Source organism: Enterobacter sp. WI-ESBL-E8 (assembly GCF_053364895.1).
Map to the genome: position 1 here is coordinate 3,583,611 of NZ_JBRWXJ010000001.1, position 19,986 is coordinate 3,603,596.

The window sequence follows — 19,986 nt, forward strand, 5'->3', positions numbered from 1 at the left end:
CCTTTCGCTCGCCACGCTTCACTGATAATCCACAGACATAACATAAACCGCACCACTCAATCTTGTACGGAGTTCACAATGAACAATGTTCTGGGATTTCTTGAAGCAAAGCTGATGCCGCTGGCGGCCAAAACGGCACAGCAGCGGCATCTCGGGGCCATTCGCGGCGCCTACGTGTCGTTCATGCCTTTTATCATCGTCGGTTCTATTCTGCTGGTGATCTCCTCGTTCCCGAATCAAACCTATCAGCAGTTTATGTCTCAGGCCTTTGGTGCCAGCTGGAGCGCCATCATCGAAATTCCGTTCAACGCGGTGTTCTCGACCATGTCGCTGTTTATCAGCTTCCTGGTGGCTTTCCGCCTGGCCGAACATTACGGCGAAGACCGCATCTCCTGCGGCATTCTGGCGCTGGTCGCCTTTCTGATCCTGACGCCTTTTATCAAAGTGGCGGAGAACGGCGGGATCACCGTGATCCCGGTGGAGTGGATCGGCAGTAAAGGGCTGTTCGTGGCGATGATTGGCTCGCTGCTGTGGACAGAACTGTTCTGCTGGCTCAAGCGCAAAAATCTGGTCATCAAAATGCCGGACGGCGTGCCGCCAGCGGTGCAGGAGTCTTTTGCGGCGCTGATCCCGGCCCTGCTGGTCATGATTCTCGTGCTGATTATCCGCATCGTCTTTGAAAATACCCACTACAACACGATTCATCAGTTTATTTATGAGGTGGTCGCCACACCGGTGCGCCACTACGGCACCTCTTACTTTGGCGCGCTGATGACGGTATTCAGCATCACCATCCTGTGGTCAGTGGGCATTAACTCCGGCTCGATGATCAACGGCATTATTCGTCCCCTGTGGATGGAAAACCAGACCGATAACATCGCGGCCATTCAGGCAGGCGCCACGCCGCCGCACATTATTACGGAACAGTTTTTTGACATGATCTGGATGGGTGGCGCGGGCGCTACGCTGTCGCTGGTCATTGCGATGCTGATTTTCGCCCGCAGTAAAAACATGCGGGAAGTCGCGCGACTGGGCGCAGGGGCGTCGGTGTTTAACATCAACGAACCGATTCTGTTTGGCCTGCCCGTGATCATGAACCCGATCATGCTTATCCCCTTCAACCTTGTCCCGCTGGTGCTGGTCACTGTGCAGTATGCCGCCATGAAAATTGGCGCGGTCGCCGTGACCACCGGGGTCTTTATTCCCTGGACGCTGCCGCCGGTGATCAGCGGTTTCATCGTCACCGGGCATCTCAGCGGTAGCGTGATGCAGCTTATCAACCTGCTGATTGGCGCCATGCTGTATCTGCCTTTTATGCGCATTGTGGACAAGCAGTACCGCGCGGCGGAAGTGGCTACCGCGACGCAAACCGACACGACACTTGCAAAACAGGAGTAAAGCATGTGGGGAATTATCGCCACCTGGCGAATGGCGCTTGAAGGCGTCACGGAGTCGGCGTCTGCGCTGGCTGCGGGAAAACCGGTCTCTGCGGCAGTGGTTGATGCCGTTGCCGCCGTCGAGGACTTTCCATTTTATAAATCCGTCGGCTACGGCGGATTGCCCACCGAAAATGGCGAGGTTGAGCTGGACGCTGCCTACATGGACGGCGACACGCTGGCGTTTGGTGCCGTGGGCAATCTGGTGGATATTGCCAACCCGGTACGCGTGGCGCAGGCGCTTAGCCGCCAGCGCTATAACAGCCTGCTGGTCGGTCAGGGGGCGCGCGAATGGGCGCTGAGCCAGGGCTTTGCCGACAAAACCATGCTCACCGACCGCGCCATGCAGCATTACCGCAAGCGCTGTCGGGAGACGCTGGATAAAGGCTTAAGCCCGTACGACGGCCACGACACCGTCGGCATTATCGGCCTTGATAAACAGGGGTCGATGAGCGTCGCCACCTCCACCAGCGGCCTGTTTATGAAAAAACGCGGCCGACTCGGCGATTCGCCAATTATCGGTTCCGGCTTTTACTGCGACAGCGAAACTGGCGCCGCCACCGCCACGGGCGTGGGGGAAGATTTGATGAAGGGCTGTACCAGCTACGAAATCGTTCGCCGCATGGCGCAGGGCATGACGCCGCAGCAGGCGGCGGATTCAGTGGTTTTCGAGCTGGAAGACAGGCTGATGTCGCGCTTTGGCCGCGTGGGCGATCTCTCCGTGGTGTGCATGAATAACAAAGGCGAGTTCGGCGCGGCAACGAACATCAAAACCTTCTCGTTTGTGGTCGCCACCGCCCGCCAGCCGCTTACCGTATTTCGCACCGAGCGCCGGCAGGAGAAAACGCACTATCACGCCGTGGATGACGAATGGATGCAGGCCTACGCCGCGCGGATCCGCGCGCCGATTGAGGAACAATGATGATTACGTATCAGTTCATTACCGCACTTTCAGAGGCAGAACCGCAGAGCCATGTCATCGCCCGCGCCTCCTGTACCCATTTGCCGGACACAGCGCTAGTCGCGGAAATGCGCGCGTCTGACGGCATCGCCGACGCCCGCTTCGGCTGCACCCCGTATGCCCGAATAACCCTGCTGCCCGATGCGCTCTGGCAGGACAGCCTGACCGAAGGGCTGCTCGCGGCGCTGCGCCCGCTGCTGGCCTCTCCCGTCAGCCCTCATGCGGTACTGGACGTCACGAACATCGACGACGTTGTGCTGGTACAGGTGCTGCGTTTTCTCTTTAACCAGGCGCACAGGCTGAGTGATTTGCAGCTGAAGAAAACCGCCAGCGACGTTCGTCTTGAGCAGATTACCGCGCTCTGCCTGCCGGAACAGCGGGACAAGCTGGAAGCTATCTTCCGCCAGCAGCAGGCTATCGCCAGGGGTATGATCTGCGCGCGTCGTCTGGCGGATACCCCCTCCGACCGCTGCACGCCGCAGTTTGTGGTCGAAGAGGCGCAAAAACGGTGTGCCCCCTTCCCCGCCCTGCGGTGCGAGGTGCTCAACGAAACAGACATTGTTGAGCAAGGCCTGGGGCTCCTTCATGCCGTCGGTAAAGGCGCCTCCTGCCCCCCGAGGCTGCTGGCGATTCACTATGACGGTGTTTCTGACGGCCCGTTGCGCTGCTACGTAGGAAAAGGCATTACCTTTGATACCGGGGGCCTGTGGCTAAAGGAAGGGGCAGGCATGTACACCATGAAATACGACATGTGCGGCGCGGCTAACGTGGTGGGATTGATGCTGACCGTCGCAGAGCTTGGCCTTCCCGTTCGCATTATGGGCGTGCTGGCGCTGGCGGAAAACGCCATAGGTCCGGACGCCATGCAGCCCGGCACGGTGGCGAGGGCCTGCAACGGCACTACGGTAGAAATCAATAATACCGATGCCGAAGGCCGGCTGGTGCTGGCGGACGCGATTGCCTGGGCCAGCCAGCGGCATCCGCAGGCGCGCTATATTATTGATATGGCGACGCTAACGGGTGCGGTGGTGAAAGCGCTGGGGTATGAGCTGAGCGGGCTGATGACCCAGGATGAACCGCTGCGTGCGGCGCTGACGAAGGCGGGTAAACGGAGCGGCGACGAAGTGTGGTCCCTGCCGCTGGACGCGCGGCTGAAAAAGCAGACCGACAGCGCCATCGCCGATCTGTGCAACACGCCGACCAACAATGCGGCGATCAGCGCCTCGGCGGCGTGGCTGCTGCATCACTTCTGCCCGCCGACCATTCCGTGGGCCCATCTGGATATCAGCGGAACGGCGCTGTGGCGTGAAAGCGGACGAAGCGTGGCGTCGGGGAGGCCGATTCCGCTGTTGGTGGAGCATTTATTGGGGGATAGTGCCTGAATGTTTTGCCGGGTGGCGGCTGCGCCTTACCCGGCCTACACATCGTGGCGGGTTTTCGTAGGCCCGGTAAGCGCAGCGCCACCGGGCGAACAACCTCAAAGCTTGAGAATATCTTTCACAAATGGAATGGTCAGCTTGCGCTGGGCGGTAATGGAAGCGCGATCGAGCTGATCGAGCGTGTCAAACAGCGTGCGCATTTCCCGGTCCAGACGCTTGAGCAGGAAGCGGCCCACGTCCTCCGGCAGCTCAAACCCACGCTGCTTTGCGCGAAGCTGTAGCGCCTGAAGCTTATCTTCATCCGACAGTGGCTGGAGCTTATAGATTTGTCCCCAGTCCAGACGAGACGCTAGGTCCGGTAGACCAAGGTTAAGCTGACGCGGCGGGCGATCGCCGGTGATCAGCAGCCGGGTTTTGCCCGATTCCAGAATGCGGTTATAGAGGTTAAAGATCGCCATTTCCCACGGCTCATCCCCCGCCACGCATTCGATATTATCGATGCAGACCAGTGAGAGATGTTCCATTCCCTCCAGCACGTCAGGCACAAACCAGGTACGTTTATCCAGCGGCACATAGCCTACCGCATCACCCCGCGCGGAAAGCTCCGCACAGGCGGCATGCAACAGGTGGCTGCGCCCCGCGCCTTCGCGTGACCAGATATAGATGTATCCGCTGTGATCCTGGCGCAGCACGTTTTGCAGTGCAGCCAGTAAAGAGGGGTTATCACCCGGCCAGAAACTCGCGAAAGTTTCGTCGTCAGGGAGATAGAGTGGCAGAGAGAGCTGTGCCGGTCCGTTCAGAAGTACCTCAACCAGATCTTACATAAAATCGGAACGGAGTTTAACACGGAACCTGCAAGGAGAGAACCGGGCGATCCTTCGCCCGGCTAATACGATCAGTGTGACGCTTTTTCGCTGTCGTCAGCGTCCAGTATCTCTTCTTCTGGGCGGATCACAGAGATCAGCTTGAAGATAAGGCTCAGGCCCACGCCCACGATGGTCGCCAGCGCCATGCCTTTCAGCTCGGCCGCGCCGATGTGTACCTTCGCACCGCTCACGCCGATGATCAGGATAACGGAGGTCAGGATCAGGTTTTGCGCTTTGCTGTAATCCACTTTGGATTCAATCAGCACGCGAATACCGGACGCGCCGATCACGCCGTACAGCAGCAAAGAGACGCCGCCCATTACCGGCACCGGAATGATCTGGATAGCGGCCGCTAGCTTACCCACGCAGGAGAGCAGAATGGCAATGATCGCCGCGCCGCCGATAACCCAGGTACTGTAGACGCGGGTAATCGCCATCACACCGATGTTCTCACCGTAGGTGGTGTTTGGCGTGGAGCCAAAGAACCCGGAGATAATGGTCGAGAAGCCGTTAGCAAACATGGAGCGGTGCAGGCCCGGGTCGCGGATTAAATCGCGCTTAACGATGTTCGCCGTCACCACCAGGTGGCCGACGTGCTCCGCAATCACCACCAGCGCCGCGGGGAGAATGGTGAAGATAGCAAACCATTCGAAGCGCGGGGTGTAGAAGGTTGGCAGCGCGAACCAGTGTGCCTGAGCGATTGGGGTGGTATCCACCACGCCCATTGCGAAGGAGAGCGCATAGCCCGCCAGCACGCCGATCAGGATCGGGATAATCGCCATGAAGCCGCGGAATAGCACGGAGCCAAACACCGTTACGCCCAGCGTCACCAGCGAGATGATAATGGTTTTGGTATCCGGTGACTGACCGTCAGCAGGCAGCAGACCGGCCATATTCGCCGCCACGCCCGCCAGCTCCAGACCGATAACCGCAACGATGGCACCCATCGCGGCAGGCGGGAACATGACGTCCAGCCAGCCGGTACCGGCTTTCTTCACAATGAAGGAGACCACGCAGAACAGGACGCCACACATGATAAACCCGCCCAGCGCCACTTCATAACCCAACGGCAGCAGCAGCAAAACCGGCGAGATAAACGCGAAGCTCGACCCCAGATACGCCGGAATCTTGCCTTTACAGATAAAGAGGTACAGCAGCGTACCGATACCGTTAAACAGCAGCACGGTAGCCGGGTTAATGTGAAACAGGATTGGCACCAGCACGGTTGCGCCAAACATGGCGAACAGGTGCTGCAAACTAAGCGGGATAGTCTGTAAAAGCGGCGGTCTTTCACTCACCCCGATAGCACGGCGCGTCATAGTGTTTTCCTCTGAGATGGTTAGTTATGTGTGTTTTATTCAAAAAAAAGCCGACTATCAAAGTCGGCTTATTTATCGTTATTCGATTATTTCGTACCAAAGATCTTATCGCCAGCATCGCCCAGCCCCGGGATGATGTACCCGTGCTCGTTCAGCCCCTGGTCGATAGATGCGGTATACAGCTCAACGTCCGGGTGCGCTTTTTCCAGCGCCGCGATCCCTTCCGGTGCCGCAACCAGCACCAGCACCTTAATGCTGCTGCAGCCCGCTTTTTTCAGCAGGTCGATGGTAGCAATCATTGAACCGCCGGTCGCCAGCATCGGGTCAACCACCAGCGCCATACGCTCGTCGATGTTAGACACCAGCTTCTGGAAGTAAGGAACCGGCTCAAGGGTTTCTTCGTTACGGTAGATCCCCACCACGCTGATACGCGCGCTTGGCACGTGCTCAAGCACGCCTTCCATCATGCCGAGACCGGCACGCAGGATTGGCACAACGGTAATTTTCTTCCCTTTGATCTGCTCAACCTGCACCGGGCCGTTCCAGCCTTCGATGGTGACTTTTTCTGTTTCCAGATCGGAGGTCGCTTCGTAGGTCAGCAGGCTGCCGACTTCAGAGGCCAGTTCGCGAAAACGCTTCGTGCTGATGTCATGCTCACGCATCAGGCCCAACTTGTGTTTAACGAGTGGGTGTTTCACTTCCACAATCTTCATTCTCTTTCTCCTCTGAGGTGGCATCCGCAAAAAAATCGCGGGATTATACCGCTTTTTTCGGATTAGGCCATACCCATCTTGCTTGACGTATATCAAGCAAAGTGATTTAGAGACAAAAAAACCGGAGGCGAAACTCCGGCTTGGGTGCGGGGTTCTGCCGGGTGGCGCTAACGCTTACCCGGCCTACACGTCCCGTAGGCCCGGTAAGCGCAGCGCCACCGGGCAATTATAGCTGCTCGCCGTTGCTCGCAATCACCTGCTTATACCAGTCGAACGACTTTTTCTTGCTGCGGTTCAGCGTGCCGTTACCTTCATTGTCTTTATCGACAAAGATAAAGCCGTAGCGCTTTTTCATTTCGCCCGTTCCGGCAGACACCAGGTCGATGCAGCCCCACGGGGTGTAGCCCATCAGATCCACGCCATCTTCCACCACCGCTTTTTTCATCTCGCGGATGTGTGCGGCCAGGTAATCAATACGGTACTGATCGTTCACGGTGCCGTCGCTCTCCTGCACGTCGATAGCGCCAAAGCCGTTCTCAACGATGAACAGCGGCAGCTGGTAGTGATCCCAGAACCAGTTCAGGGAGTAGCGCAGCCCTACCGGGTCAATCTGCCAGCCCCAGTCGGATTTCTGCACGTACGGGTTAGAGACCAGGCTCTTGCTCTCGTCGTAGTCCAGCTGCGGATTATCCGCCGTCGCTTTGGTGGCGAAAGACATGTAATAGCTGAATCCGATGTAGTCCACGCAGCCCTGCGTCAGCGCCGCTTTATCTTCTTCGGTAATATCCAGCGCAAATCCACGACGCTCAAAGTAGTTGAGCAGGTGCTGCGGGTACCTGCCGCGCACGTGCACGTCGGTGAACCAGTAGCGGCGGTGCATGGCGTTCATCGCCATCATCATATCGTCAGGCGCGCAGGTCAGCGGATAGATAGGACACATGGCAATCATGCAGCCGATCTGCAGCGACGGATTAATCTCGCGCCCCGCCTTCACCGCCAGGGCGCTCGCCACCAGCTCATAGTGCGCGGCCTGGAACATCACCGGCTCGCGGTCTTCGCCCGGCTCATACTTCAGCCCGGAATTGGTAAACGGCGCAAAGTCTTCGTGGAAGTTGGCCTGGTTGTTGATCTCGTTGAAGGTCATCCAGTACTTCACTTTATGCTGGTAGCGCTGGAAAACGACGTGTGCGAAGCGAACAAAGAAGTCGATCAGCTTGCGGTTGCGCCATCCGCCGTACTCCGTGACCAGATGGAAAGGCATTTCGAAGTGAGAGAGCGTGATAACCGGCTCGATGCCGTATTTCAGGCATTCGTCGAACAGATCGTCATAGAACTTCAGACCCGCCTCGTTAGGCTCCCGCTCGTCCCCTTTGGGGAAAATACGCGTCCAGGCAATAGAGGTACGGAAGCATTTGAACCCCATCTCGGCAAAGAGCCTGATGTCTTCCTTATAGCGATGGTAGAAATCGATGGCTTCGTGGTTCGGGTAGTTTTTCCCGGGCAGCACGCCGTTGGTGATTTCACGCGGTACGCCGTGCGCGCCGGCGGTCATGACGTCGGCGACGCTCACCCCTTTGCCGCCCTCTTTCCAGCCGCCTTCCAGCTGATGCGCGGCAACCGCGCCGCCCCATAGAAAACCTGCTTTAAATCCTGACATACTCTTTCCCTCATTCGATGTTGCGGATTGCTGACGGATACTGCTGTCTGAAGTGGTAAACCGCGCCAATTAACCCGGCGCGGTTGCCGTGGCTGACAACATCGGCGATATCCGCGATGCCAAACCACGCGAGATGGGTGCGGAGCAAATCCATAAAACCGGGCCGCTCCGCAATTCCGCCGCCAATGAAAATGGTCTGCGGATCGAAAACATTCGCCAGGTTATAAAGACCTATCGCAATGCCGTTAAGAAAATCATCCACCAGGCGACGGCACGCGGCGTCGCCTGCGTCATAACCGTCAAAAATGGCTTCTCCGGTCACGTCATCCAGCGCCAGCCCGTGACAATCGGCGTAACGCTTGCGCAGGGTGCGTAACGTGCAGTTTTCATTCATGGAGTGGCGGGCAACGCGTCTTGAGTCCGCCCTTTCCGTGAGCATGTAGCCGAATTCCCCGGCGCGAAAACGCGCCCCGTGAACCAGCTTGCCGTTGCAGAAAATCGCCCCGCCGATCCCGGTGCCGATAGTCAGCACCAGAAAGTTGTCGATATCCGTCGCCTTGCCCTGCCAGCGCTCCGCCAGCAGCACGCAGTTAGCGTCATTCTCGACAGTGACCGGTAATCCCGTCTGCGCCTCAAGCCAGGCTTTCATCGCGAATTGATCGAAGCGGCGAATCGCCCCGCCCATCTCGATAAACCCGGTATGCGGATTCACATACCCCGGCGCGCTGACGGCGATCCCCGCAAGCCCGGGATGCGCCGCCACCCAGTTCAGCATCTGCGAAAGGATGGCCTCGCCGTCGCTGTTCTTAATGGCGGCCTTATCCCTCTGCAGCAGCGCTCCCTGCCCCGTCGCGATACCCATTTTTAATGCAGTGCCACCAATATCAAATGCGGCGATGTTCATGCCTTCATCCCTCCTGAATGAAACTGAAACCGGTTTCAGTTTATGATGTTCATTCCGCAAACCGCTTGCAAGCAGATCGCCGAAACCGGTTTCATTTTCGTGAACGGAATCAAGTTTGCGCGCCGTCCGGGACGCAACTGAAAAAAAAATCCTCTCGCCGAGAATAGGCTCGCAAACGTTTGCCTGGACTGTTAGAATTGCGCCGATTTTTCTTACTAGCTATGCAATCGCGTGGGGACTTGAGCCGTGACCAACAAAACTTCTCTCAGCTACAAAGATGCCGGTGTTGATATTGACGCAGGTAATGCGCTGGTTGACCGAATCAAAGGTGTGGTGAAAAAAACCCGCCGCCCGGAAGTGATGGGTGGTCTGGGTGGATTCGGCGCACTGTGCGCGCTGCCGCAAAAATATCGTGAACCTGTTCTGGTCTCGGGTACTGACGGTGTAGGCACAAAGCTGCGCCTGGCGATGGATTTAAAACGTCACGACACGATCGGTATCGATCTGGTCGCGATGTGCGTAAACGACCTGGTGGTTCAGGGTGCAGAGCCGCTGTTCTTCCTCGACTATTACGCGACCGGCAAACTGGACGTGGATACCGCAGCCAGCGTGATTAACGGCATCGCCGAAGGCTGCCTGCAGTCAGGCTGTGCGCTGGTCGGCGGCGAAACCGCGGAAATGCCGGGCATGTACCACGGTGAAGATTATGACGTCGCAGGCTTCTGCGTCGGCGTGGTAGAAAAATCAGAAATTATCGACGGCAGCAAAGTGGCCGATGGCGACGTGCTGATCGCCCTGGCCTCCAGCGGCCCGCACTCTAACGGCTACTCTCTGGTGCGTAAAATCCTTGAGGTGAGCGGCTGCGACCCACTGACCACCGAGCTTGAAGGTAAACCGCTGGCCGACCATCTGCTGGCGCCGACACGCATCTACGTGAAAAACGTGCTTGAGCTTATCGAGAACGTCGACGTTCACGCTATCGCTCACCTGACCGGCGGCGGCTTCTGGGAAAACATTCCGCGCGTGCTGCCGGATAACACGCAGGCGGTGATCGACGAATCGTCATGGCAGTGGCCAGCCGTCTTCAACTGGCTGCAGACCGCAGGCAACGTGAGCTCTCACGAAATGTATCGCACCTTTAACTGCGGCGTAGGTATGGTTATCGCCCTGCCGGCAAGCGAAGCGGATAAAGCGGTTAAGCTGCTGACAGAGAAAGGTGAAAACGCGTGGAAAATCGGTACGATTAAAGCTTCCGATTCCGAACAGCGTGTGGTCATTGAATGAAAAACATCGTGGTGCTCATTTCCGGCAACGGAAGCAATTTGCAGGCGATAATTGACGCCTGCAAACAGAAGAAAATCAACGGCACCATTCGGGCAGTATTCAGCAACAAGGCCGATGCGTTCGGCCTTGAGCGCGCGCGGGAAGCGAATATTCCCGCGCACGCGCTGGAAGCCAGCCAGTTTGCCGGTCGCGAAGCCTTTGACCGCGAGCTGGTTCAGGAGATTGATGCCTACGCCCCTGACGTCGTGGTGCTGGCAGGGTATATGCGTATTCTGAGCCCGGCTTTTGTCGCGCATTACGCAGGCCGTCTGCTGAATATTCACCCTTCGCTTCTGCCGAAATATCCCGGCCTGCATACCCATCGTCAGGTTCTGGAAAACGGCGATGAAGAGCATGGCACCTCCGTGCATTTCGTTACCGACGAGCTGGATGGCGGTCCGGTGATCCTGCAGGCGAAAGTCCCGGTCTTTGACGGCGACAGCGAAGAAGAGGTGACCGAACGCGTGCAGAGCCAGGAGCATGCCATTTACCCCCTGGTGGTCAGTTGGTTTGTTGACGGGCGTCTGGCAATGCGCGACGGCGCAGCCTGGCTGGATGGCGTTAAGTTACCCCCGCAGGGTTATGCGGCGGAAGAGTAGTTGGATATGTCGGGTAGCGCTGCCGCGCTTACCCGACCTGTGCATTGCATTACCCGATATTCCCTTCTCCAACCTTCTAAAATCCCCAACAAAAAAAATAACTGTCATACTTTTCTGGCACTGTTGGACATATCGTGGAAATGCTCGCCATAATAAGGACGAGACGGATTTACCACGTCCTGTGATTGAACTGGAGTGTGAGCTGTAATGGGTCAGGAAAAGTTATATATCGAGAAAGAGCTAAGCTGGTTAGCATTCAACGAACGTGTACTCCAGGAAGCGGCTGACAAAAGTAACCCGCTGATCGAGCGCATGCGTTTTTTGGGCATTTATTCCAACAACCTGGATGAGTTCTATAAGGTTCGCTTTGCCGAGCTGAAAAGGCGCATCATCATTAGCGAAGAACAGGGCTTAAACTCTCACTCGCGTCATCTGCTGGGCAAAATCCAGTCTCGCGTGCTGAAAGCCGATCAGGAATTTGACGGCCTGTATAACGAACTCCTGCTGGAAATGGCGCGTAATCAAATCTTCCTGATTAACGAACGCCAGCTTTCCGTTAACCAGCAAAACTGGCTGCGCCACTACTTCAAACACTATCTGCGCCAGCACATTACCCCGATTCTGATCAACCGCGAAACCGATCTGGTGCAGTTCCTGAAAGATGACTACACCTACCTGGCGGTGGAGATCATTCGCGGTGAGTCTATCCGTTACGCGCTGCTGGAGATCCCGTCCGACAAGGTGCCACGCTTTGTGAACCTGCCGCCGGAAACCCCGCGCCGACGCAAGCCAATGATCCTGCTGGATAACATCCTGCGCTACTGCCTGGACGACATTTTTAAAGGCTTCTTCGATTACGATGCGTTAAACGCCTACTCGATGAAGATGACCCGTGACGCCGAATATGACCTGGTGCACGAGATGGAAGCCAGCCTGATGGAGCTGATGTCCTCCAGCCTCAAACAGCGCCTGACGGCCGAGCCGGTGCGCTTTGTTTATCAGCGCGATATGCCGGACGCCATGGTGGAAATGCTGCGCGAGAAGCTGACCATTTCGCGCTATGACTCCATCGTGCCGGGTGGCCGCTACCACAACTTTAAAGACTTTATTGGCTTCCCGAACGTCGGCAAAGCCAATCTGGTCAACAAGCCGCTGCCGCGCCTGCGCCATCTGTGGTTTGATAAATTCCGCAACGGGTTCGACGCCATTCGCGAACGCGATGTCCTGCTCTACTATCCGTACCACACGTTCGAGCACGTGCTGGAACTGCTGCGTCAGGCCTCTTTCGACCCGAGCGTCCTGGCGATCAAAATCAACATCTACCGCGTGGCAAAAGATTCCCGCATCATCGATGCGATGATCCATGCGGCGCACAACGCCAAAAAAGTCACCGTGGTGGTTGAGCTGCAGGCACGCTTCGACGAAGAGGCGAATATTCACTGGGCGCGCCGTCTGACGGAAGCGGGCGTTCACGTTATCTTCTCCGCGCCGGGGCTGAAAATTCATGCCAAACTGTTCCTGATCTCCCGTAAAGAGGGCGACGATGTCGTGCGTTATGCCCACATCGGTACCGGGAACTTTAACGAGAAAACCGCGCGAATTTATACCGACTACTCGCTGCTGACCGCGGATGCCCGCATCACGAACGAGGTGCGTCGCGTATTTAACTTTATTGAGAACCCGTACCGGCCGGTGAGCTTCGATTATCTGCTGGTGTCGCCGCAGAACTCGCGCCGCCTGCTGTACGATATGATCGATAAAGAGATCGCCAATGCCCAGAAAGGGCTGTCGTCCGGCATCACGCTGAAGCTCAACAACCTGGTCGACAAAGGGCTGGTGGACAGGCTGTACGCGGCGTCCAGCTCCGGCGTGCCGGTTAACCTGCTGATCCGCGGCATGTGCTCCCTGATCCCGGAACTGGAAGGCATCAGCGACAATATTCGCGTGATCAGCATTGTTGACCGTTACCTGGAACACGATCGGGTCTATATTTTTGATAATGCGGGTGATAAACAGGTCTATCTCTCTTCTGCAGACTGGATGACGCGCAATATTGACTACCGAATTGAAGTCGCGACGCCGCTGCTGGATCCGCGTCTGAAGCAGCAGATCCTCGACATCATCGAGATTCTGTTCAGCGATACCGTGAAAGCACGCTATATCGACAAAGAACTCAGTAACCGCTACGTACCGCGCGGCAACCGTCGTAAAGTGCGGTCGCAACTGGCGATTTACGACTATATCAAATCACTCGAGCAACCCGATTAACCTATGCCGATAAATGATAAGACCCCACGCCCGCAGGAATTCGCCGCGGTCGATCTTGGCTCTAACAGTTTCCACATGGTCATCGCCCGTGAGGTGGATGGCGCGCTGCAGATCATCGGTCGTCTGAAGCAACGCGTGCACCTGGCGGATGGCCTTGACGAGCGCAGCATGCTTAGCGAAGAGGCAATGGAGCGTGGGTTAAACTGCCTGTCGCTGTTTGCCGAACGCCTGCAGGGCTTCTCGCCCTCCAGCGTATGCATCGTGGGCACCCACACCCTGCGCCAGGCGCTGAACGCGCCAGAGTTCCTCAAGCGGGCCGAAAAAGTGATCCCCTACCCGATTGAGATCATCTCCGGCAACGAAGAGGCGCGTCTGATTTTCATGGGCGTTGAACACACCCAGCCGGAAAAAGGGCGCAAGCTGGTTATCGACATCGGCGGCGGCTCTACGGAGCTGGTGATCGGCGAAGACTTTGAGCCGCGCCTGGTGGAAAGCCGCCGTATGGGCTGCGTCAGCTTCGCGCAGATGTATTTCCCGGGCGGCACCATCACCCGTGAAAATTTCCAGCGCGCGCGTATGGCCGCTGTCCAGAAGCTGGAAAACCTGGCCTGGCAGTACCGTATTCAGGGCTGGAACGTCGCGCTGGGCGCGTCAGGCACCATCAAAGCGGCGCATGAAGTGCTGCTGGCGATGGGCGAAAAAGACGGGTTTATCACGCCCGAGCGCCTGACGCTGCTTACCGAAGAAGTGCTGAAACATAAAAGCTTCGACGCCCTAAGCCTGCCGGGCCTTTCCGACGAGCGCAAAGCGGTCTTCGTGCCGGGTCTGGCTATCCTCTGCGGCGTGTTTGATGCGCTGGCCATTAAAGAGCTGCGTCTTTCTGACGGCGCGCTGCGTGAAGGTGTACTGTATGAGATGGAAGGCCGCTTCCGCCATCAGGATATCCGCAGCCGCACCGCGCAAAGCCTGGCAAACCAGTACAACATCGACCGTGAACAGGCAAAGCGCGTGCTGGAAACGACCGTTCAGATGTACGATCAGTGGCAGGAGCAGAACCCTAAGCTGGCCCATCCGCAGCTTGCCGCCCTGCTGAAATGGGCCGCGATGCTCCACGAAGTGGGACTGAACATTAACCACAGCGGAATGCACCGCCATTCGGCCTATATTCTGCAAAACAGCGATCTGCCCGGCTTCAACCAGGAGCAGCAAACCATGATGGCAACCCTGGTGCGCTATCACCGTAAAGCCATCAAGCTCGACGATCTGCCGCGCTTCACGCTGTTCAAGAAGAAGCAGTTCCTGCCGATGATTCAGCTGCTGCGCCTGGGCGTGCTGCTCAACAACCAGCGTCAGGCCACCACCACGCCGCCAACGCTGAAGCTGAAAACCGACGACCATCACTGGACGCTGAGCTTCCCGCACGACTGGTTTAGCCAGAACGCGCTGGTCCTGCTGGACCTGGAAAAAGAGCAGCAGTACTGGGAAGCGGTCACCGGCTGGCTGCTCAAAATCGAAGAAGAGAGCGCCGACGTCGCCGCGTAACGGCTCAGGCGTCCGCGGTGGACGCCTCAGCTTCCAGCAGCGACTCAAGCGGTGCCGGCCTGCCAATCAGATAGCCCTGCACGTAATCGATGCCTAGCGCGTGAACCGCGCTACGTATCTCTTCGGTCTCAACATACTCTGCCACCACCAGCATTTTCTTCATGCGCGCCAGATGGCAGATCGAAGCCACTATCTGGTAATCCAGGCTGTTATTGACGATATTGCGGATAAAGCTGCCGTCGATCTTGAGTATGTCCGCATCCACGCTTTTCAGCCGCGCATAGCTCGCGTACCCGGTGCCGAAATCATCAATCGCAATGCGTACCCCCATTTTCTGCAGCTGCTGGAGGATGTGTAGCGCCTGCTCCCCGCTGCCGAAGGTGCTGCACTCGGTCACCTCAAAAATCAGCTGCCACGGCTCAATGGCGTATTTCGCCAGCAGGCGGCTGACCTCAAGCGGGAACTGCACCCGACAAACGGTTGACGGGGCCAGGTTAATGGCAAAACGCTGGCCGGGCAGCCTTTCGCGATGCGCGGCCAGGAAGCGCAGGGTGTGCTCCAGGACCCACAAATCCACCCGCGAGGACAAGCCAAACTCCTGCGCGACGGGCAGGAACAGATCGGGAGAGATCAATACCCCGTTGATATCCGGCATCCTCAACAGGACTTCGTGATAGCGATCGCCACGCAGGCCGCGAACGGGCTGCGCCAGCAGGGTGAATTCGTTGTTATCGAGCGCCTTTTGCAGGCGGCTCATCATGGCGACTTTATCCTTCAGGCTGCGCTGCAAATGGACCGCACCACGCTGCTGAAGATTTTCCGGATGGTTGGAGGAGAGTGACAGATCGGCAACCACCCCGAGCTCCCCGAGGACCAGATAAAGATGGTTAACCGGAGACCGTACATAGCAGTAACTCACACCAACCTGCGGCTGCAGCGGCATGCCGTCCCAGACGAAGCGGAACTGTTTGATATGCTCGTCCAGGGCCTCAATCCGCTGCTGGTGTGATTCCGCGTTGAGTCGCACCGCCAGGTCATACCCGGTCAGGTGGTACACCTGCTCATTGGGCTGGAGCGTGCCGTTAACCCACTGCGCCAGCTGCTGTTTATACAGAATACGCAGCAGCACGCCGTAATTTCGGCCCAGAATTTCCAGCTCCGGAATACGCAGCAGGCAGAGCGCCGACCACGGGTTCTTCGCCAGATCGCGCGTCAAGGCCCGAAGGTTAGGCATGTGCACGACGGGGTCGAGCAGCGCCAGCCTGCGGGAGCGTTTATTCACGGCGCGCTGGCGAGTCGCCAGCATCGACATATAAATCACCACAAACGAGAAGACCAGGTAGCTGGAAGAGGTGATCGCCAGCTGAATGTCATACCCCTGGTTCACCGGGATATAGTGGTAAAAATAGTGAATAGACACCAGCAGCACCGGCGTCCAGATCAGCGATATCAGCTTATAGCCAAAACGCATCGCGCCCCAGAGCATCACCGGCATCAGCAGCGACAGGGTGTAGTTGGTGGTGAAAATGGAGCTGTTTTCATTCATCGGCAGCAGCAGCAGCGAAAGCAGCCCGCCAAGCGCAATCGCCCACAGTAAAAACTCCACGATCGTCACCTTTTTGTCTATCTGGCAACGGATCTGCGAGACAAGGCTTTTGACATAACGCGGATGGCGAATCAGGCGGATTAGCAGATAGCTCAACGGCACGCCCGTCAGCCCGCTGACCAGCAGCGCCTGGTAGTTAATGAGAGTGCGAATATTGAGAGGGTTTAACCCCGCCAGGCTCTGGCGGCTCTCATACACGCCCAGATAGACCGCAAACTGAAACAGCACCAGAAACAGCGTCGCGGGGCAGAAGACCTGCCAGAAGATGCGCTGCGCCATCAGCCGGACGTCGCCGTAAGCCGTCATATTCCGTCGGGGCGCAAACACCCGGTAACCGCCCCAGCTGAGCACCAAAGGGATGATAAAATGGAGCATACCGGCGACGGTTTCAAACATCCCGACCGACGGGTAATAGCGGATAAACAGCGACAGCGCGATCCCAGGAAGGGCTTCCAGGCCAAAGAACATCATCAGCGAAAGCAAAAACGAGAGGGGCAAATAGTAGAGTGCCGCAATACCGTCGCCCAGCTGCGTGAACGTATTCGCGACGCTCAGTATGGGAAGTAAAACCACAGGCAAAATAAGCGGCAATGCCCACCAGCGGTTTTCATTTTTTATCAGGAAAGCAATAATGTTCATAGATGCCCGGTTAAACCCCTATCGCTCCAGAGGGAAAATAAAGACAGGCATCCAACCTGACGTACGCGCTGCCCGGCAACGTGCGGGGCGAACAGTGTGGAGGAAGGATTTTAAATATCAGGGCCGGGAATCCGTTGACTTAAATCAAACTAATTTACGCAAATAACGCTTTGTGGCGTTTTTTTTGAAATAATTTTCTTCATATTATCAATATGGTAAATGCATTAATTAAATTCAATAACATCAATTAATGTAAACATTGACGGTTATTTACACACATCAGAATTGACCCCCTCTTCCCGCTGTGCCTTAATATCCTCATCGCCCAAATGGGCTTACCCAGGAAAAACAGAGTGAGTCAGGTCACGCGTATGCGCAAACGACATCGATTTAACACCCGGATGACCCGCATCATACTGCTCATCAGCTTCCTGTTTTTCTTTGGCCGCTTCGTTTACTCTTCGATTGGCGCCTGGTACCACCATCAGGATAAAACCCAGTCACAGCAATCCAGCCTGACCGTCGATACCGCTGACCGCTAGGCCGCCGGAGGGTTTTGCAGTATCCGAATAATGCCTGCTATGCCTTTGCTCAGGATTTTGTCCTGCCGCATCACCACGGCCAGCTGCCGCTGCAGCACGGGCGTCAGCGACATCACGCACAGCCCGTCACGATCGGCATCCTGTTCGACCGCCATGCGCGGAACAATGCTGTAGCCCAGCCCCGCGCGAACCATGCGTTTGATCGCCTCTATACTGCCAAGCTGCATCACCGGCGCGATCGTTAACCCATTGCACGCAAACCAGCCATCGATCAGCGCCCGGGTACCGCTGCCGGATTCAAAGGCAATCAGCGGCTGGGCGTGCAGCGCCTCCGGGGTGAGCTCCCTGAATGCATCCTGTTGCTCCCGCGACGCGATAAAGACAAACTCCTCGTCCATCACCGGCATGACGTCCAGCGCTCTGCCGCTCACCGGCAGCGTCACCAGCCCCATATCGAGACGGTTTTCTTCGATGGCCCTGACGATGTCGAGGGTGTTGCCTGTCGTCACCCCCACGCTCAGGAGCGGAAACTCTCGGCGTAGCTGCTCCAGCAGCGGCGGCAGAAGATGAATGCAGGCCGTTGCCCCCGTGCCAAGCGTAATGGTGCCGCTCACGTCGTGGCTGAACGCGCTCACGGAGCGGATGGCTTCATCCACCGCCTGCTGAATACGCTCCCCGTGCGCCAGTAAAGCCTGCCCGGCATCCGTCGCCTTAATGCCCCGCCCGGTACGCTCCACCAGCCGCGTTTGCAGAAATTGCTCCAGCTGGCGTATTTGCAGGCTCACGGCGGGCTGGGAAATGCCCAGCAGATCCGCTGCCGCTGAAAAGCTGCCTCGCTGGATCGCCAGACGGAACGTGGCGAGATAGCCCAGATTAAGCGTCGTCATTCAAAGTTTCTCTTATACCGCGCATAAGGTTGCTGCCCTGCCAGCACAATACCCCGCGAGTTATGCTCAGGACAACTGCATAACGGAATGAAAACAATGGAAACACCTGCCCTGCCTCGCCGACTCGCCCTCACGGCGGGATGTAATCAACTCATCAACTGGGGGATCTCGTTTTATATGCCCGGCACCTTCGCGCTGGCCATTTCAGCCGACCGGGGATGGTCGTCACCGCAGATTTACCTCGGCCTGACGCTGGCGATGCTGGTGATGGCGGCGGTCTCCCCGTTTGTCGCCCGTCTGCTGGCGCGCTTTGGCGGCCAGAAGGTGGTGATGAGCGGCACGTTGCTGATCGCCATCAGCTGCGCGGGGATGGCGTATACCCAGACGCTTGCTGGCTGGTACTGCGCCTGGCTGGTCACCGGCGTAGGGATGCGCCTGTCGCTGTACGATGCGCTGTTCGCCGCGCTGGTGAACCTCTACGGACAGCAGGCGCGAAGAACAATCTCACGCGTCACGCTGGCGGGCGGGCTGGCCTCCGCTATCTTCTGGCCGCTGGGCTATGGTCTGCTTCACATCATGAGCTGGCAGGATGCGCTACGCGTCTATGCCCTCTTTGGCCTGCTGAGCGCGGTGCTGATACGCACGCTTCCCCCGCAGCAGCTGACGGTGACGACAAAGGTCACCGCGCCGCCGCTGAACAGCGAGCGGCGTAACGGCTGGCTTTATGCCGCCTTCATTGCCCTTATCACCTTTGTCTCTAACGGCACCTCTACCCATCTGCCGGAGTTTATCATCCATTTCGGCCTGCCGGTCGCCATCGGCATGCTGTGGGGGATAGGCCAGACGGCTGCTCGCTCGCTGGAAGTGCTGGCGGGTGCCCGCTTAACCCCCGTCAAACTCACGCTTTTCACCGCGCTCGCCATGCCGCTCTGCTTTCTGGTTGGGCTAAGCAGTTCCCAGTTTGTCTGGTGCGCAGCCGGGTTTGTGCTGGGCTACGGGGCCATCAACGGGCTGGTTACCATCGTAAAAGCCACCCTGCCGCTGGAGCTATTTAGCACGGAAAGCTATGCCCGCCGAACGGGCATGCTGCTTATCCCCGGCCAGCTGATGGCGGCAGCCTCACCGTTTGCCTATGCGTGGCTCAACAAAACGCTGGGTATCGCTGGCGCAATGTGGGTGTCAACGGGGCTGACGCTGGTGATTGCCGGGCTGGCGATAGCGATCGTGCGCCGTCGCGGCAGGCAAACTGTATCGCACTGTATCCAGCAGGCCACGCTAACAAACGGGTACAAAACGCCGCCTCCGGCAAATATCTCCGATACATAAAAATGGTTTTCTTTCCCTG

16 protein-coding genes are annotated in these 19,986 nt (G+C 57.4%); 9 read left to right on the top strand and 7 right to left on the bottom strand.

Annotated features, from left to right (window positions below):
• The first annotated feature begins 78 nt into the window (after window positions 1-78).
• From celB to ACWHWP_RS16960, 3 genes are read left to right on the top strand one after another with little or no spacing between them, the layout of a single operon-like run.
• Entirely contained in the window at window positions 79-1,398 is a 1,320-nt protein-coding gene (celB, locus tag ACWHWP_RS16950) for a PTS cellobiose transporter subunit IIC (RefSeq protein ID WP_059311972.1), read from the top strand.
• A 3-nt stretch (window positions 1,399-1,401) separates the two neighbouring features.
• Window positions 1,402-2,358, top strand: coding sequence for a N(4)-(beta-N-acetylglucosaminyl)-L-asparaginase (locus ACWHWP_RS16955; protein WP_047346716.1), 957 nt, complete (start codon window positions 1,402-1,404; stop codon window positions 2,356-2,358).
• On the top strand, window positions 2,358-3,779 hold the full coding sequence (locus tag ACWHWP_RS16960) for a leucyl aminopeptidase family protein (protein ID WP_447856698.1): 1,422 nt from the start codon (window positions 2,358-2,360) through the stop codon (window positions 3,777-3,779). Before ACWHWP_RS16955 ends, ACWHWP_RS16960 begins: the two co-directional genes overlap by 1 nt.
• A gap of 95 nt (window positions 3,780-3,874) precedes the next feature.
• On the opposite strand, the gene ACWHWP_RS16965 is transcribed toward ACWHWP_RS16960, so the two are convergent.
• The 5 genes from ACWHWP_RS16965 to bglK form a co-directional block, all read right to left on the bottom strand.
• Complete coding sequence (locus ACWHWP_RS16965) at window positions 3,875-4,576, bottom strand: DnaA inactivator Hda (protein ID WP_216821201.1); 702 nt, start codon at window positions 4,574-4,576, stop codon at window positions 3,875-3,877.
• 95 nt (window positions 4,577-4,671) lie between these two features.
• Window positions 4,672-5,961: a uracil permease gene (gene uraA / locus ACWHWP_RS16970; RefSeq protein ID WP_047346718.1), complete on the bottom strand. Its 1,290-nt coding sequence runs from the start codon at window positions 5,959-5,961 to the stop codon at window positions 4,672-4,674.
• An 86-nt stretch (window positions 5,962-6,047) separates the two neighbouring features.
• Window positions 6,048-6,674 (bottom strand): uracil phosphoribosyltransferase, encoded by a 627-nt coding sequence (gene upp / locus ACWHWP_RS16975; RefSeq protein ID WP_008501641.1) that lies wholly within the window; start codon window positions 6,672-6,674, stop codon window positions 6,048-6,050.
• Between the two features lie 226 nt (window positions 6,675-6,900).
• The gene (locus tag ACWHWP_RS16980; RefSeq protein WP_063427921.1) at window positions 6,901-8,331 is read right to left on the bottom strand and encodes a 6-phospho-beta-glucosidase; all 1,431 of its coding nucleotides are present in this window, start codon (window positions 8,329-8,331) and stop codon (window positions 6,901-6,903) included.
• A 10-nt stretch (window positions 8,332-8,341) separates the two neighbouring features.
• Window positions 8,342-9,235, bottom strand: coding sequence for a beta-glucoside kinase BglK (bglK, locus tag ACWHWP_RS16985; RefSeq protein WP_447856051.1), 894 nt, complete (start codon window positions 9,233-9,235; stop codon window positions 8,342-8,344).
• Window positions 9,236-9,481: 246 nt separating this feature from the next.
• Here bglK and purM point away from each other — a divergent pair, with 246 nt between their 5' ends.
• From purM to ppx, 4 genes are all read left to right on the top strand, one after another.
• Window positions 9,482-10,519, top strand: a complete 1,038-nt coding sequence (purM, locus tag ACWHWP_RS16990; RefSeq protein ID WP_032675306.1) for a phosphoribosylformylglycinamidine cyclo-ligase — start codon at window positions 9,482-9,484, stop codon at window positions 10,517-10,519.
• A complete protein-coding gene (purN, locus tag ACWHWP_RS16995; RefSeq protein ID WP_059311976.1) occupies window positions 10,516-11,157 on the top strand; it encodes a phosphoribosylglycinamide formyltransferase in 642 nt (213 codons plus the stop codon). Before purM ends, purN begins: the two co-directional genes overlap by 4 nt.
• A gap of 207 nt (window positions 11,158-11,364) precedes the next feature.
• Window positions 11,365-13,425 (top strand): polyphosphate kinase 1, encoded by a 2,061-nt coding sequence (ppk1, locus tag ACWHWP_RS17000; protein WP_059311977.1) that lies wholly within the window; start codon window positions 11,365-11,367, stop codon window positions 13,423-13,425.
• 3 nt (window positions 13,426-13,428) lie between these two features.
• Window positions 13,429-14,967 (top strand): exopolyphosphatase, encoded by a 1,539-nt coding sequence (gene ppx, locus ACWHWP_RS17005; RefSeq protein ID WP_059311978.1) that lies wholly within the window; start codon window positions 13,429-13,431, stop codon window positions 14,965-14,967.
• Window positions 14,968-14,971: 4 nt separating this feature from the next.
• Here ppx and ACWHWP_RS17010 read toward each other — a convergent pair whose 3' ends face one another.
• On the bottom strand, window positions 14,972-17,212 hold the full coding sequence (locus ACWHWP_RS17010) for an EAL domain-containing protein (protein WP_063957743.1): 2,241 nt from the start codon (window positions 17,210-17,212) through the stop codon (window positions 14,972-14,974).
• A 353-nt stretch (window positions 17,213-17,565) separates the two neighbouring features.
• On the opposite strand from ACWHWP_RS17010, the gene ACWHWP_RS17015 reads away from it, so the two are divergent.
• Window positions 17,566-17,754, top strand: coding sequence for a YfgG family protein (locus tag ACWHWP_RS17015; protein ID WP_021241815.1), 189 nt, complete (start codon window positions 17,566-17,568; stop codon window positions 17,752-17,754).
• Here ACWHWP_RS17015 and ACWHWP_RS17020 read toward each other — a convergent pair.
• Window positions 17,751-18,641: a LysR family transcriptional regulator gene (locus ACWHWP_RS17020; protein ID WP_447856052.1), complete on the bottom strand. Its 891-nt coding sequence runs from the start codon at window positions 18,639-18,641 to the stop codon at window positions 17,751-17,753. The genes ACWHWP_RS17015 and ACWHWP_RS17020 overlap by 4 nt on opposite strands.
• Before the next feature lie 96 nt (window positions 18,642-18,737).
• On the opposite strand from ACWHWP_RS17020, the gene ACWHWP_RS17025 reads away from it, so the two are divergent.
• Window positions 18,738-19,967, top strand: coding sequence for an MFS transporter (locus tag ACWHWP_RS17025; RefSeq protein ID WP_447856053.1), 1,230 nt, complete (start codon window positions 18,738-18,740; stop codon window positions 19,965-19,967).
• Window positions 19,968-19,986: the final 19 nt, after the last annotated feature.